At 46.7% G+C, this 16,061-nt stretch carries 10 protein-coding genes; 3 read left to right on the forward strand and 7 right to left on the reverse strand.

Annotated features, from left to right (window positions below; genetic code table 11):
* Positions 1–21: 21 nt before the first annotated feature.
* The 3 genes from P400_RS0109975 to adhE all read right to left on the reverse strand — a co-directional run bounded on the left by P400_RS0109975 (position 22) and on the right by adhE (position 4,978).
* On the reverse strand, positions 22–936 hold the full coding sequence (locus P400_RS0109975) for an alpha/beta hydrolase (RefSeq protein ID WP_026826055.1): 915 nt from the start codon (positions 934–936) through the stop codon (positions 22–24).
* Between the two features lie 85 nt (positions 937–1,021).
* Positions 1,022–2,206, reverse strand: a complete 1,185-nt coding sequence (locus tag P400_RS0109980) for a zinc-binding metallopeptidase family protein (RefSeq protein WP_026826056.1) — start codon at positions 2,204–2,206, stop codon at positions 1,022–1,024.
* 180 nt (positions 2,207–2,386) lie between these two features.
* Complete coding sequence (gene adhE, locus P400_RS0109985; protein ID WP_026826057.1) at positions 2,387–4,978, reverse strand: bifunctional acetaldehyde-CoA/alcohol dehydrogenase; 2,592 nt, start codon at positions 4,976–4,978, stop codon at positions 2,387–2,389.
* A 388-nt stretch (positions 4,979–5,366) separates the two neighbouring features.
* Between adhE and P400_RS0109990 the strand changes: the two genes are divergently transcribed.
* From P400_RS0109990 to P400_RS0110000, 3 genes are all read left to right on the forward strand, one after another.
* Complete coding sequence (locus P400_RS0109990; RefSeq protein ID WP_026826058.1) at positions 5,367–5,813, forward strand: MarR family winged helix-turn-helix transcriptional regulator; 447 nt, start codon at positions 5,367–5,369, stop codon at positions 5,811–5,813.
* Positions 5,814–5,893: 80 nt separating this feature from the next.
* The gene (locus P400_RS0109995; RefSeq protein WP_026826059.1) at positions 5,894–6,607 is read left to right on the forward strand and encodes a YebC/PmpR family DNA-binding transcriptional regulator; all 714 of its coding nucleotides are present in this window, start codon (positions 5,894–5,896) and stop codon (positions 6,605–6,607) included.
* Between the two features lie 142 nt (positions 6,608–6,749).
* Positions 6,750–8,069: a Na+/H+ antiporter family protein gene (locus tag P400_RS0110000; RefSeq protein WP_026826060.1), complete on the forward strand. Its 1,320-nt coding sequence runs from the start codon at positions 6,750–6,752 to the stop codon at positions 8,067–8,069.
* Between the two features lie 139 nt (positions 8,070–8,208).
* Here P400_RS0110000 and P400_RS0110010 read toward each other — a convergent pair whose 3' ends face one another.
* From P400_RS0110010 to P400_RS0110025, 4 genes are all read right to left on the reverse strand, one after another.
* Positions 8,209–9,660 carry a glutamate synthase subunit beta gene (locus P400_RS0110010; protein ID WP_026826061.1) on the reverse strand — a complete coding sequence of 484 codons (1,452 nt, stop codon included), beginning with the start codon at positions 9,658–9,660 and terminating at the stop codon, positions 8,209–8,211.
* The gene (gene gltB, locus P400_RS0110015) at positions 9,657–14,096 is read right to left on the reverse strand and encodes a glutamate synthase large subunit (RefSeq protein ID WP_026826062.1); all 4,440 of its coding nucleotides are present in this window, start codon (positions 14,094–14,096) and stop codon (positions 9,657–9,659) included. The genes P400_RS0110010 and gltB overlap by 4 nt, the downstream gene beginning before the upstream one ends.
* Positions 14,097–14,349: 253 nt before the next feature.
* Complete coding sequence (locus P400_RS0110020; RefSeq protein ID WP_026826063.1) at positions 14,350–15,099, reverse strand: tryptophan-rich sensory protein; 750 nt, start codon at positions 15,097–15,099, stop codon at positions 14,350–14,352.
* Positions 15,100–15,215: 116 nt separating this feature from the next.
* Positions 15,216–16,028, reverse strand: coding sequence for an aldo/keto reductase (locus P400_RS0110025; RefSeq protein WP_026826064.1), 813 nt, complete (start codon positions 16,026–16,028; stop codon positions 15,216–15,218).
* Between the last annotated feature and the right edge of the window lie 33 nt (positions 16,029–16,061).

Genomic DNA, 16,061 nt, shown 5'->3' on the forward strand with positions numbered 1-16,061 from the left:
TTTACTGACCGTTTTTTGTGTTTATGACTGTTTTTTTAACCATTCATCCAACTCTTGAACGAGTTTTGGATGAATCGGCGCATCGATTGCTTCTCGATATTCTTTATGCAGCATGAGAAGCGAATGGGGTGACTCACGTGTCACGAGGAGATGATTCATATCATCGATAATCGATGAGGTGACCTCCCCTTTCGTTTGAATCATATGGACGTGTTCTGGTGGGACTTGAACATCACGTCCCCCTGTAATCGCAAGCACCGGGACGGTCACATGCTCTAACCGCTCACGGACGTCATAGGATGCATGTTCTCGAATCCATTTCGCATTAACGACTTGCCCACGATATTTGAAAGACGACACGTTCGTCCGTAAAGACCGCTCGAGCAAGTCGTCCTGTCGCTGTCTGACTTTTTTGGCAACGCCCGTCAACCGATAGAAGAGACCTTTTATGCCCTTCATCCGCTCGATGTCTTTAGCCAGCGCGTCTGCTTGGTACAAAAACATCTGCTTTGACGATTCATGGAACCCAGACAGTAAAATCAATCCATCGGCTTTCGTCTCAAGCTGAACGGCAGGAGCAAGAACGGCCCCTTCACTATGACCGAGTAGATATAATCGATTCACATCGGCTAGTTGTCGAATGGTGCGCACGACAAGAATCGCATCGTTAATCAAATCATGTAAGCCAACTTTATTAAAATCCCCATCGGACTTCCCGATTCCTTGTTTATCATATCGGAACACGTTGTAACCGTAGTCGTACAACGCTTCTGCCAACTTGGCATACGTATTAAAACCGACACCTCCCATGTTACCATCACGGTCACTCGGTCCACTCCCGCTCAACATGACGATGGTCGCCCGAGGCTCCTCATGCGAAAGAAAAGTTCCTGCAATCGTTCCATATGCTGTCGTAATCGTCATCTCTTGTTTCATCGTATCGCCTCCATTACTATCATACCCGAAACCGACATCCAAAAAAAATATGTCGCCGTCAAATGAGACAGCGACATCTATGAGGTCAGTCAGTAAGCCAAGCATGTAGCCAATTGACGGCATCGGATAAACCGTCTTTCGTCAGACGTTCGAACGTATCCTTCTCCGTAAACACATGCCAACTTCCTTCTAATGAATCACTTAATATGATATAGGGAAGTCCAGCCTCATCGTAAGCATCCCCCGGAGAACTCCCTAACGAACGAACTGTTAATTGATCGAACGGAGACTGTTCGAGGGTTGGATATGATTTCATCCCTTTCGTCCGAACGTATAGTGGGCCATCGCCGGTCCCAAGAATATCGAGCATGACGACTGCATCGACTTTCTCCCTTTGAACCATTAATCGTTCGAGGAAATCGTCACTCGCTTCTCTAGAGTCCCCATTCCCATTCAAAAAGACATATCGAATCGTATAGTCCGGTGTCTCCTTGTTCATCACTTGCATGAGGTGATATAAGACCGTCGACGGTCCGACGGCAGACAAATAATGGGCACCGTGCCAGGAAGAATCGAGTCGGGACATGATGATGATTTCTTGATTACTCTTCCCTGTTTGAACAAATTCGACATATGGGATCTCTTCACGGTAAGGCTCTACTTTTATCGATTGTCCATCCTTCAGCTGTTCAGCCGTATCGGAGTCTACACCCGTGCCATCTAACGGCATGTAGGATGACGTGAAAACAAAACCCATCCCATATGGATCGTCTTCATAAGGTGTGATCAAGTATCCTGCCGCTCCCTTAGATGCGAGTGATGACAAATATGCGTTCGCTTCCTGATCATTCAATACTTCACCCGCGTAATCGACGGTATACGCATCCTCGATATTGTCATATGAAAACTTTGTCGTCGGTAAGACAATCACTTTCTCTTTGACATTCGGAATATCTTGTCCCCATTCCATATGTAAAATTGTTCCTTTGAACGGTTGATCAAACGTCATCGATGAAAGACCTTCATACGTTCCATCTCCCACCTCAATCTCAGTCCAACCGGTTATCCGTTCTGTGTAAAGGACGTTCCGGTCCATGTCGACGGGTAAATCGGTTCCGAATGATTCAAAAAAGTCAGCACTCTCCCAGCTATCCGCATTTCGATCGACTGATGAAAAGTATTCCGCAGTCTCGAGCGGTGTCGGATGGATTGGATTAAAAAAGAGAAAGACTGTCGCGATTGAACGCAACAAACTAATCACTATTAACATTACATGATCCCCATTCAATGATATTGGCTAAGTATGCCAATATTTATTATAGACAGCTATTTATCGTCTGACTATTTAATATTTTATCTATTTAAATATAATTTTAGAAACTGAATATCCTGTTCAGACCACAAAAAGAGCCCGTTCGAGTTGAACGGGCTCACACGTAACTATTGATTCTTATACGCCTTCGTATGCTGCGTACATGATTTCTTTCAATTCTTCAACGAGCGGCATTTTCGGGTTCGCCGTCGTACATTGGTCTTCGAATGCGTCGACCGCCATTTTGTCAATCTTCGCATCGAGATCTGCTTTCTTGATGCCTTGTGCTTTGAACGAGAGTTTGATGTTCAAACGTTGTCCGAGCTCAATGATTGCTTGGACGAGTGATTCGACACCTTCTGCTGTCGTGCTTGCCGGAAGACCGAGGTAACGTGCGATTTCTGCGTAACGCTCGTCGGCGATGAATGACTCATATTTCGGGAACGCCGCAAGTTTTGATGGGCGTGTCGCATTGTAACGGATGACGTGTGGCATGAGGATTGCGTTTGTACGACCGTGCGGTACGTGGAACTCTCCACCGATTTTGTGAGCGATCGAGTGGTTGATACCGAGGAACGCGTTCGCGAACGCCATACCTGCCATTGTTGACGCGTTGTGCACTTTCTGACGAGCTTCCGCGTCGCTACCGTTTTCATACGCTTTTGGTAGGTAGTCGAAGATCATCTTCATCGAACGGAGCGCAAGTCCGTCCGTATAGTCGTTTGCCATGACTGATACGTAAGCTTCGATGGCGTGTGTCAACACGTCCATTCCTGTATCTGCCGTGATTGATGCTGGTACGGTCATGACGAACTCAGGGTCGACGATGGCGACGTCTGGTGTGATCGCGTAGTCAGCAATCGGATATTTCACATTACGTTTTTTGTCTGTAATGACGGTGAACGGTGTTACTTCTGAACCTGTACCAGAAGTTGTTGGGATTGCGACGAACATTGATTTGTTACCGAGTGTCGGGAACTTGTATGTCCGTTTGCGAATATCCATGAATTTCTGACGAAGGTTTGAGAACTTCTCTTCTGGACGTTCATAGAAGAGCCACATCCCTTTCGCAGCATCCATTGGTGATCCACCACCGAGTGCGATGATCATGTCTGGCTGGAAGTGACGCATCGCTTCAGCACCGTTCATGACCGTCTCAACAGATGGATCTGGTTCGACTTGGTCGAAAATACGGTACTCAACACCTGCTGGTAAGTTTTTGATGACTTTATCAGCGAATCCGAGTTTGACCATCATTTCATCCGTTACAATCATCGCCCGCTTTTTCGTTGTGAGTGATTGAAGGTATTGGACAGAGTTTTTCTCAAAGTAGATTTTTTCAGGTACTTTAAACCATTGCATATTCACGCGACGTCTCGCCACCTTTTTCACGTTGAGTAGATGTTTCGCCGTCACGTTTTCAGAGACGGAGTTTTTACCGTAAGACCCACAACCGAGCGTGAGGGATGGTGTCATTTCGTTGTAAAGGTCACCGATTCCACCGTGTGCTGATGGTGAGTTGACGATGATGCGACAAGCTTTCATACGAAGACCGAAATCAAGGATGGCATCGTCGTCCGTTGAGTGGATGACAGCTGTATGGCCGAGACCACCGATTTCAAGCATTTTTTCAGCAACCGCAAATCCTTCTTCACGTGATTGAACTTTATAAGCACCGAGGACCGGGCTCAATTTTTCATGTGAGAGAAGTTCTGTCGCGCCAACTGTTTCAAGTTCAGCAATCAAGATTTTTGTGTCAGCCGGGACTTTGAGACCTGCTTTTTCTGCAATCCACGCTGCCGGCTTCCCGACGATCTCTGGGTTGACTGCGCATGTGTCCGTACGGATGACGAGTGTTTCAAGTTTCGCTTTTTCTTCAGGTGAGCAGAAATAGCAACCGAGTGCTGTCATTTCCGCTTTCACTTCTTCGTATACTTCTTGGTCGACGATGATTGCTTGTTCAGACGCACAGATCATCCCGTTGTCGAACGTTTTTGAAAGGATAACGTCTGAGATGGCACGTTTCACTTTTGCTGTTTTGTCGATATAGGCTGGTACGTTACCCGGTCCGACACCGAGAGCCGGTTTACCAGTCGAGTAGGCGGACTTGACCATCGCTGCTCCACCAGTAGCAAGGACCATCGCGACACCAGGATGATTCATGAGTGCTTTCGTCGCATCAAGTGACGGGACTTCTACCCATTGAATCAAGTTTTCAGGAGCTCCTGCGGCTACCGCTGCGTCACGGAGGACCCGCGCTGCCTCACTAGAACATTGTTGAGCTGACGGGTGGAAGGCAAAGATAATCGGGTTACGTGTTTTAATGGCGATGATCGCTTTGAACATCGTAGTAGAAGTAGGGTTCGTGACCGGTGTGACACCTGCAACGACACCGACCGGCTCTGCGATGTATGTGATTCCGTTTTGAACATCATCTTCTAAAACGCCAACCGTTTTCTCTCCACGAAGTGAGTTATAAATATATTCTGTCGCAAAGATGTTTTTGATCATCTTATCTTCAAAGACACCGCGACCTGTTTCTGTATATGCTAGTTTCGCAAGTTCGACGTGCTTCTCTAGACCTGCGAGCGCCATCGCTTGTACGATGTGATCAATTTTCTCTTGGTCGAACGTCATTAACGTATCGAGTGCGGCGTGTGCGCCCGCTACGAGCGTATCCACCATTTGTTCTGCCGTTGTTTCCACTTTTGCTTTCTCTTTAACTGCCATGTTAGGTTCCTCCTCATAAGTGAGAGCTTTTAATGAACATATTGACTTGATGGAAGCACGATGTGGTGCTTGTTTTCAAGAGATTGTGCTTTCCTTCACATTCATAGAATACAATGTTTTCCCGGTTTTGTGGGTGACAACAATGTGAACTCTTTCACAATATTTTTTTATCATTTGTTGATAGCTCTTGATTTTTACATGCACCCTCAGTAAAATCGAATACGTTTTCATGAAAACATGAGTAACAATTCATGTAAACGCTTACATTAATTGTGTCAGTTCTATCTCTTATAAGATGTATCAATCATCACATCAACCCGTTTTTAGGTTCAACTGCACCTAACTCGTGTATAATGAACATAGAACCTAACTAGGAAGTGAATCTATTATGCCGAAACAAGATGCAGCGGACCAGTTTGTCAAACTAATCCCTTTAATTCGTCGTAAATTGCTACGTCGATCTGATTTTCCTCAAATTCCAAACTTGAACTTTTCTCATTTCCATCTATTAATGTTGATTGAAGACGAGGGGGCAGTCACGAATGGACGAATTAGCGAGACACTCTCCATCGCACCACCGAACGTCACCCCTCTCATCACGAAACTGTTGAACGAGGGCTACATTACCCGCGTACCCGATGAACGGGATCGCCGAGTGATATGGAACCAGCTGACGGAGAAAGGTGAGCGAATCTTACTTGAACGAAGAGACTCGTTCCGAACGCTATTCGAAGAGCGCCTCGCATTTTTAAATGAAGATGAGACAGACCGGCTGATTGAAAGTTTGAAGACCCTCACTGAGATTGTAGAGAAAATGGACAAAGGCGACGAGTAAATCTTTACTCGTCAATTCAGCCAACTTCTTATATAATCTGTAATGAATCTACGTACAAATGGAAAGAGAGATGACATGTAATGGGTCGTAAATGGAACAACATTAAAGAGAAGAAGGCGTCTAAAGATGCCAACACGAGTCGCGTTTATGCGAAGTTCGGTCGCGAAATCTATGTGGTCGCCCGACAAGGGGAGCCAGATCCTGAATTGAACCAGTCATTAAAATTTGTGGTGGAGCGCGCTAAAACATATAACGTGCCTCGCGCAATCATCGATCGTGCAATCGATAAAGCAAAAGGCGGCGACGAAGAGAACTTCGACGAACTTCGTTATGAAGGATTCGGACCGAATGGTGCGATGGTCATCGTCGACACGTTGACGAACAACGTGAACCGTACAGCATCAGAAGTTCGTGCTGCTTTCGGTAAAAACGGAGGCAACATGGGCGTCAGTGGTTCGGTCGCTTATATGTTCGATGCAACAGCCGTCATCGGTGTCAACCAAATGTCTGCAGATGATGTTCTTGAACTTATGATGGAACACGACCTTGACGTTCGTGATGTCATCGAAGAAGACGAGACGGTAATCGTCTATGCCGAGCCTGAAGCGTTCCACGCCGTTCAGACCGCATTCAAGGCTGCCGGGGTTGAGGAGTTTGCCGTCGCAGAGTTGACGATGCTCCCACAGAACGAAGTGTCGCTCGATGACGCATCGAAAGAACAATTCGAAAAATTAATTGACGTTCTCGAAGACTTGGAAGATGTGCGCCAAGTGTATCACAACGTCGATATGTAACACGCAAGCGATAACTTTTACGAGTTATCGCTTTTTTCATGAGCGATTTGACAAGGGTCACATCATATGTTAAATTTCAAAAAGTCTTTATCATATTAAAGTGATACCAAGAGAAAGAAAATATGAAAGGTGTTGGATGTATATGAACGCAGTGTTACTTGCAGTCATCGTCTTATTCGCGCTCGCCATCAGTCGAGTGCACATTGTATTATCCTTAATATTAGCGGCGCTAGTCGGAGGGCTTGTTGGAGGACTTGGGTTTAACGATACGTTGACCGCCTTTAGCGACGGCCTCGGGGGCGGAGCGAGCATCGCGCTCAGTTACGCACTCCTCGGCGCATTCGCCGTCGGGTTGTCGAAGACGGGTCTACCAGACGTCTTGGCCGAAAAACTGATTGCCATGTCGGGTCGTGACGTGTCGGGTAAACGCGTGAGTTATGTCAAAGCGTTCTTATTGTCGCTACTCTTATTATTGTCGATCAGCTCACAGAACGTACTCCCGATTCACATCGCCTTTATCCCGATTGTGATTCCACCGTTACTCGTCTTATTCAATGAATTGAAACTAGATCGCCGTCTCGTAGCGACAATCTTAACTTTCGGTCTTGTGACACCATACATGTTGTTACCAGTCGGATTTGGCGGTATTTATTTGAATGAAATTCTCATTGCGAATGTCGAAGCGAACGGCTTGACAGTCGGCGACGTCAATATCATCTCAATCATGGGAATCCCGGCATTAGGTATGGTCGTCGGATTGATCGCAGCGTTCATCCATTACCGGAAACCGCGAACGTATGAAACAATCGCACTCGGACCGTCTGACTATGAAGTTCGTCAAATGGGCGGTTTCAAGATGATCATGACGCTTGTCGTTGTTCTCATCGTTCTCATCGTTCAATTACAGACCGAGTCGATGATTGCCTCGGCAGTGACAGGACTGATGTTACTCTCGATTTTCCGCCTCATCCCTTGGTCGGAGGCAGATGACATCTTCACAAGCGGCATGCGCATGATGGCGTTCATCGGTTTCGTCATGATTGCCGCAAGCGGATTCGCAGCCGTCATTCGTGAAACAGGCGCGATTGATCCGCTCGTAAACGGTGCGAGCAATCTGATGGGTGACTCGAAAATGATCGCCGCTCTCGTTATGCTACTCGTCGGACTAGTGATCACGCTCGGAATCGGGTCAAGTTTCTCGACCATTCCAATCATCGCAGCCATCTTTGTACCTCTTTGTGTACAGTACGGTTTCTCTGTGGAGGCGACGATTGCCATCATCGGGACTGCGGGTGCTCTTGGTGATGCGGGGAGTCCTGCAAGTGACTCGACGCTCGGACCTACGAGTGGTTTGAACGCTGACGGCCAACACGATCACCTACGTGAGACGGTTTGGCCAACGTTCCTACACTACAACATCCCTCTCATCATCTTCGGGGTGATTGCGGCAATGGTCCTTTAATCATTTCTTCCGTCGTGAATAAATAGTTCCTAGTAAAATTAATATGAGGATAAACCAGATTCCGGTGTACATGAGGATTTCGGTAAACATAAAACTCCTCCTAAACAAAAGATAAGGAGCGACGGTTGTCGCTCCTTTTTTATGATGAGGTTTTTAAGACAGACTTGCAAGTTTCGAGATAGGAGTCGACGACTTCTGCCACTTCTCGCCCTTCTCGAATTGCCCAAACGATTAAGCTTTGACCTCGCTTCGCATCCCCGGCGACAAAGACGTTATCCGTTGCTGTATGGAAATCCTTCGTCTTTTCGACGCCGATTTTCCGCAATTCATGCTCCGGTCTCTCAAACCCAATCGCAACGAGGACGAGGTCCGCAGGATACGTCTCGATCGAATCTTCTTCCACGAAGAAAGTCGCCTGACCATCCGGGTTGACAACTTTCGTCATCCGTTCCGTTTCAATCCCAGTGACACGTCCCTCTTTCGTGACGATTTGGTTGGAACGAATCAAATACGTTCTCGGGTCTTTCTCATACACCGCGAGCGATTCAGCATACGCATAATCGGTCGTTAGCGTGTCAGGCTGCAACGGCCAAGGTTTCTCAGGTGCACGAAGCAACCCTTTTGATGGGTGCTTACCAAATTGAACGACTGATTTTGCGCCTTGACGAATCGCAGTCGCCACGCAATCGGCGCCTGTGTCCCCACCTCCGATGACGATGACATTTTTGTCTTTGGCGTCAAATTTCGATTCGAGATGCACTCCTTTTCGTTCATGCATCGAGGCTGTCAAATAGTCCATTGCCATTTCCACGCCAATGGCATCATCTCCATCAATCCCAAGCGTACGCTGTTTTTGTGCGCCAGTCGCCAGAATGACAGCATCGTACTCGTTACGAAGCGATTCGACCGTCACGTCGGTACCGACCTCTACATTCGTCCGGATGACGATTCCCTCTTGCTCGAGCAGGCAAACACGACGTCTTACGACACCTTTATCCAGTTTCATGTTCGGGATTCCGTACATGAGTAGGCCTCCCGCTTCGTCCGCTTTCTCAATGATGGTGACCGAATGTCCAAGTTGATTCAATTGATCGGCTGCAGCCAATCCGGCTGGACCGCTTCCGATAATCGCGACCGTCATCCCGGTTCTATGCTGAATCGATCTCGGTTTCACCCATCCTTCTTCAAAGGCACGGTCGATGATTGTCCGTTCAATCGATTTGATGGCGACAGGATCTTCACTAATGGCGAGCGTACATGATCCTTCACACGGCGCCGGACAAACCCTTCCCGTGAACTCCGGGAAGTTGTTCGTCTCCATCAATCGATGATACGCACCCATCCAGTCAGCTTTCGTCACAAGCTTGTTCCATTCTGGAATAAAGTTATGAATCGGGCAACCGATCGTCTCCTGACCAATCATATCCCCGACATGACAGAACGGCGTGCCGCAGTCCATACAACGTGCGGCCTGTTGTTGGACGGATTCATCATCCATCCGTGTCGCATATTCCTCATAATCTCTCACCCGTTCATCAACCTGACGCTCTGGTAAGGTCGTTCGCGCGATATTCAAAAAGTTATGTTTCATGCGGTACCTCCTTCAGTCACGACGCGGAACAATTCAAGTGCTCTGTCGGCCTCACTCAATTCCGGACGTTTTGCTTTAATCTGACGCATCACGTCTAAGACGTTCGCATAGTCTCTCGGAACGACTTTCACAAAGTTTAGACGCACTTGTTCAAACGACTCTAAAATCGTCCGCGCTTTGACACTGTCTGTATGGAATTGATGCGCTTCAAGAAGTGTATAAATTTGTTCCATGTCCTCATCGTCCAGTTCTCGTTCGACGGAAACGAGTTCCTCATTGACGAGTTGTTCATACGCTTGTGCTCCGTAAATATAAGCTGTTCCACCAGACATACCGGCCGCAAAGTTTCGCCCAATCTGTCCGAGTACGAGAACAGTACCACCCGTCATATATTCGCAGCCATGATCTCCGACTCCTTCGACGACTGTCGCTGCACCTGAGTTACGGACGGCAAAACGCTCGCCGACGTGCCCGTTAAAGAAAGCTTGACCGCTCGTCGCTCCGTATAAGCAAACGTTACCAGCAATCATTTGTTCACTCTCGTCAAACGGGGCATGTTTTTCAGCAATCAACGCCAGTTTCCCTCCACTCAAGCCTTTACCGATATAATCGTTTGCATCTCCAATCACAGAAATGGTGATTCCACGTGGTATGAATGCACCTAAACTTTGTCCGGCCGACCCACTAAGTCGAAGTGAAATCGTATCGTCCGGAAGACCAAACTGACCATGAACTTTCGTTACTTCAAATCCTAACTGCGTCCCGACCGCTCGATCGGTGTTGCGAATCCGACCAACGAAGAATGTCGGCTGCAACGAGCTAATCGACCGGGAAACTGCTGGAATCAATTTCCGATGATCATAGGAATAATATGCCGGATGAGGTAGCTCTTCAGATTCTGGGAGTGGTGTCGGCATTGAGAGCATCGGTGCTAAATCCAACCGTTTTGCTTTCGGATGAGTCGTCTTCCACTCACTTTCTTCGAGTAAATCCGTTCGACCAATCACTTCGTCGAGTGACGTCACACCAAGTGATGCTAAGATCTCCCGTACTTCTTCAGCTAAGAATGTCATCAAGTTGACGACATGTTCTGGTTTCCCCATGAATTTTTGGCGAAGTACCGGGTCTTGCGTCGCTACACCGACCGGGCAAGTATCTAAGTGACATGCGCGCATCATGATACAGCCGAGAACGACAAGCGGTGCTGTCGCAAAAGCGAACTCTTCCGCTCCGAATATTGCGGCCATGACGATATCCCGCCCTGTCATAAGCTTTCCGTCCGTCTCAAGCGTGACTCTCCCCCGCAATCCATTCAATGCAAGCGTTTGATGTGTCTCTAAGAGACCGAGTTCCCAAGGGAGTCCCGTATGCTTGATTGATGTCTTCGGAGAAGCACCGGTCCCGCCATCATATCCACTGATGACAATCGTATCCGCGTTCGCTTTTGCCACACCTGCCGCAATCGTCCCGACCCCTGATTTCGATACGAGCTTGACACTGATTTTTGCGTTCGGATTCACATGCTTTAAATCAAAAATCAGTTGTGCCAAATCCTCGATGGAATATATATCGTGGTGCGGAGGCGGCGAGATCAGTCCAACCCCAGGAACCGAACCTCGAACTTCCGCTACCCATGGATACACTTTGTTCCCCGGAAGTTGTCCACCTTCTCCAGGTTTTGCTCCTTGAGCCATTTTAATTTGAATTTCATCGGCATGATAAAGATATTCGGCTGTCACACCGAAACGTCCGCTCGCGACTTGTTTGATGCGACTGATTCGCTCATTTCCAAATTCATCTGCCACATAACGAGCGCGGTCCTCTCCCCCTTCACCAGAGTTACTTTTCGCACCAATCTGGTTCATGGCGATGGCGAGTGTTTCGTGAGCTTCTTTCGACAACGACCCGAACGACATCGCGCCGGTCTTGAATCGTCCCACAATCGAAGTGATAGGTTCAACTTCGTCAAGCGCCACAGGACGTTGTGCTTTGAACGTAAACAACTGGCGGATAAACTGTCCTGAAGACTCATGCAATTTGACGTAGGCGTCGTAGTACTTTCGATCATTCTCGCGGCAAGCTCGTTGCAACAAATGAATTGTCTTCGGATTGAATGCATGCTCTTCTCCGTCTGCCCGCCACTGGAAATCGCTCCCCGCTTCTAGCGGACGATTCGTCTGGTAAGCAAATTCGTGCAACACTCTCGCCTCGCCCTCTAGTTCAACGAATCCAATCCCAGATAGTTGAGATGTCGTTCCTCGGAAATGCCTTTCAATCAATCGACTGTCTAATCCGATCGCTTCGAAAATTTGAGCCCCACGATAACTTTGAATCGTCGAGATACCCATCTTCGACATGATTTTGACGATCCCTTCTACGACCGCTTTCTGATAAGATCGAACAGCCTCTTCAAACGTATGAGCGATTTGACCATGTTCAACTAAGTTTTGAATCGTTGCATACGCGACGTATGGATAGACCGCATCTGCTCCGTAACCAATCAACGTCGCTGCCTGATGCACTTCTCGAACTTCTCCACTCTCACAAATGATGCTACAGCTCGAGCGTAAGTTCTCCCGAATTAAATGCTGGTGTACCGCACTAAGTACGAGAAGTGAAGGCATTGCAATTCGCAACTCATTCATGAGGCGATCAGATAGGACGATGACGTTCGCACCTTCTTGAACAGCTTGACTGACGCTCTTCAAGAGTACGTCAAGTGCCGATTCTAAATCACTCGCAAATGTTGCATCGATTCGTTTGAGTGTAAGTCGCTCATCAATCTGATCAAGGGTGGTGCCATCAATAATCGGATGGTCTAACCAGACACGCTTCGCATGCCCGCGTCCTGTATGGACCGGATCTCCTTGCGGACCAATCCAGGTGAATGTTGCCGTGACAATCTTCTCTCGTAATGCGTCAATAGGCGGGTTCGTCACTTGTGCAAAATGTTGTTTGAAGTAATGGAACAGCGATCGTGGGCGTGTCGAAAGCACAGCGATTGGTTGATCGTGTCCCATCGACCCGATTGGATCTTTCTCGTCATTAATTAAAGGAACCATGTATTGTTCGATGTCCTCTTTTGTATAACCGAATGCACGTTGCACACGATCTAGCTCTGAAACCGTTTGCTCCTGAACACCTCTGTCCTCAATAATCATCATTTGCTTTAGCCATTTATGATATGGCTCTGACTTCGCAATCGTCTCCTTGATTTCACTGTCTGGAATCAATCGCTTCTCAATCAGGTCAATCAACAACAACTGCCCCGGTCTGAGACGTTGCTTTGATTTGACGTTCTCAGCATCGACCGGAATGACCCCCGTCTCAGACGACAGGATCAATTCCCCGTCCAATGTTTCGATGTAACGCATCGGACGCAATCCATTCCGATCTAAAATTGCCCCGATTTGCCGACCATCTGTAAAGACGACACCAGTCGGACCATCCCACGGTTCCATGATTGAAGAATGATATTGATAGAAGTCACGTTTGAAAGGTTCCATCTTCGCCTCCACGAATGGTTCTGGAATTAACATCATGGCTGTGTGCGCTATCGAACGACCGGTCCGCTTGAAAAATTCAAAGGCATTATCGAGCATTGAGGAGTCACTGCCATCCTCTTGGAGAACAGGGAACAAGTGATTCACGTCTTCAAACAGGTCTGTTGAGGTGACTCCTTCACGTGAACGCATCGCATCGATGTTTCCTCGTAACGTATTGATTTCACCATTATGGACAATCATCCGGTTTGGATGCGCTCGTTCCCAGGACGGGAATGTATTCGTTGAGAATCGAGAATGGACAATGCCGAATGTACTCTTATAGTGAGGCGATTGTAAATCCAAGTAAAATGCGGAGATTTGGCTAGGCGTCAACATTCCTTTATAGACAATTGTCTTCGTCGACAAACTAGCGATATATAAGTTTAACATTTCGACTTTTTCGATTTTTCGTCTGAGTTCATAAAAAACCCGTTCATTTGCATCTTCATCTAGGAATGGGCATGAGATGAACCACTGATAGATGACCGGTTGCGTCACACGGGCATGTTCACCGATTTGTGTGGAGTCCACGGGTACTTCGCGCCACTCGATCGTCGAGCAATCCAATTCATCCGCCATACGTTCCATTAATTTAACTTTTTCATTCAGTCGATCTTCTGACGGCTGAAAAAAAACCATTCCGACAGCGTAACGACCGAGTGACGGAAGGTTCATCGTTTGCATGAACAACTCATGTGGAATCTCTGTCATAATGCCAGCACCATCTCCGGCATCGATGACTCCTTGTCCACCTCGGTGCTCTAAATTACACAACATCGAAAGTGATTTACGGACAATCTCATGTTTTTTAAGTCCGTGTAAATTGACATATAGTCCAATTCCGCACGCATCTTTCTCAAATCTTGAGTCATACAGTCCAACTCGACTCATATCATCGACCCCTTTCACTCACAGTTTCGTAATTAACATTTTGTTCTAAATATTCTGATAAATCAAGTGTACTGTATGTATTTTTGCATAATAAGAATATCAAAGAATATATATGAAAGCGCATACATCATTGATATCAATGAGTTACTCAGTTTTAGTTATATTAGATAAAGAATAAATATCCATCAATATTATTTATTTATAGGTTCTTAAGAACGTAAAAAAAGGATATCACCTAAGATATCCTTTTTTATTATTCAACTGTTTTACGCGTATGGTGTATAAACGATTTCGGTCGCTTCCACAAAATCAATCCGATATACCCAATTGCAAGCAATGCGAGCGCACTAACGATGACGACATATAGCGTCCCCTCTTCGATTCTTGCAAAAATACCGATGTATGCCCAAACGAATACGAGAGGATAGATGAAGTCGTGGTGCCACCACATGAAGAGAAGGGCTAATACGACCCCAACCATGAGCATGAGTGACGTCCAAGCAAGTTCATCGAGTCCTAACAGTGAAGTAATCTGCTCCGTCTTCATGACGACAAACGTATTGACGATTGTTGCAACCGATACCCAACCGATATAAATGGAGAATGGGAAGCGGTCGAGCCAACTTGTAGACGTTCGGAACGCGATATAGTACAGCCAACAAAGAGAAGCTAAGAATGATACCATGACGACGAGAGAGATGATGAACCACTCATTCGTGAATGCAAGTAGCCATAACCCGTTCAATACACATGAGATTAGAAATCCTGCCTTCATTCGATTAGCTTGTTGATTCGCCACCGTCCCTTTTTTCACTTGCAAGACTAACCATACAAGTAACGCCACATAGATGACTCCCCAAATCGAGAAGGCGTATCCCGCTGGCTTAAAGTAAATATCGATTCGATCTGAAACCGCGGCATTGTCACCACTCGCAAAATAATTGATGACAACCGTCGCCAAGAAAGCGACCCAGTTCACTATCGGCCATTTAGATAAGTCCATATCCTCGATCTTCTAAACGAAGATCAAACACCTCCTTTTAGCAACATAATAATCAATACCCCGATCCGTGTGACTCTACACGTCAAAAGGGACTTGCCTAAGCGAGTCCCTTTTGATTAAAAATCGATTTCATCTGGGTCTGGTCCGAGACGTTCACCCGTCGCCACTTGGTCGATTTTTGCTAAATCGTCTGCATCGAGTGAAAAGTCAAACACGTCAAAATTCTCACGGATTCGGTGTGGTGTAACCGATTTTGGTAAGGCGACGTGACCCGACTCGAGGTGCCATCGAAGCACAACTTGTGCAGGCGTCCGGTCATGCTTCTCAGCTATTTCCGAAAAGACAGGAATGTCTAAGAACTTTCCTTGCATAAGTGGACTCCACGCTTCAATTTGAATGCCTTCATCTTGGCAATAGTCTAGCAAATCCGGTTGTGGTAGTTGTGGGTGTAGTTCCACCTGGTTAATGAGTGGTGTCATAAGTCCCGCTTCTTTCAACGCTTCAAGATGGTGCTCTTTGAAGTTTGATACACCGATTGCTTTAATCTTCCCAGCCTTATACAAATCGATGAGGTCCTTCCATGCCTCGACAAAGCCATCTACCGGCCAATGAAGTAGGCAAAGGTCTAGATAATCTGTCTGGAGGCGCTTCAATGAGTTTTCAAAAGCTACTTTTGTTTTCCCCTCACGAATATCATCATTCCAAATCTTCGATGTGATGAACAATTCTGAACGGTCGACTCCTGAAATTTTGATTCCTTTTGCGACGCCATCTTCGTTTTTATAAATTGCAGCCGTATCGATATGACGATAGCCCGTTTTAATGGCCTCAACGACAGCTGCTGGTGCTTCAGTATCATTGTCGACTTGCCACACTCCAAAGCCGATCATCGGAATTTCTACCTTGTTTCTTAACGTAGCATATAACATCTAGTTCATCCCCTTTTTATTCTATCGAACTGA

The sequence above is a fragment of the Exiguobacterium marinum DSM 16307 genome (genome assembly GCF_000620845.1).
Taxonomy (GTDB): Bacteria; Bacillota; Bacilli; order Exiguobacteriales; family Exiguobacteriaceae; genus Exiguobacterium; species Exiguobacterium marinum.

Coding starts and splice junctions, on each gene's coding strand:
- adhE (WP_026826057.1), bottom strand. CDS start 4,978: ATGGCAGTTAAAGAGAAAGCAAAAGTGGAAACAACGGCAGAACAAATG.
- P400_RS0110025 (WP_026826064.1), bottom strand. CDS start 16,028: ATGTTATATGCTACGTTAAGAAACAAGGTAGAAATTCCGATGATCGGC.
- P400_RS0109980 (WP_026826056.1), bottom strand. CDS start 2,206: ATGTTAATAGTGATTAGTTTGTTGCGTTCAATCGCGACAGTCTTTCTC.
- gltB (WP_026826062.1), bottom strand. CDS start 14,096: ATGAGTCGAGTTGGACTGTATGACTCAAGATTTGAGAAAGATGCGTGC.
- P400_RS0110020 (WP_026826063.1), bottom strand. CDS start 15,099: ATGGACTTATCTAAATGGCCGATAGTGAACTGGGTCGCTTTCTTGGCG.
- P400_RS0109975 (WP_026826055.1), bottom strand. CDS start 936: ATGAAACAAGAGATGACGATTACGACAGCATATGGAACGATTGCAGGA.
- P400_RS0109990 (WP_026826058.1), top strand. CDS start 5,367: ATGCCGAAACAAGATGCAGCGGACCAGTTTGTCAAACTAATCCCTTTA.
- P400_RS0110000 (WP_026826060.1), top strand. CDS start 6,750: ATGAACGCAGTGTTACTTGCAGTCATCGTCTTATTCGCGCTCGCCATC.
- P400_RS0109995 (WP_026826059.1), top strand. CDS start 5,894: ATGGGTCGTAAATGGAACAACATTAAAGAGAAGAAGGCGTCTAAAGAT.
- P400_RS0110010 (WP_026826061.1), bottom strand. CDS start 9,660: ATGAAACATAACTTTTTGAATATCGCGCGAACGACCTTACCAGAGCGT.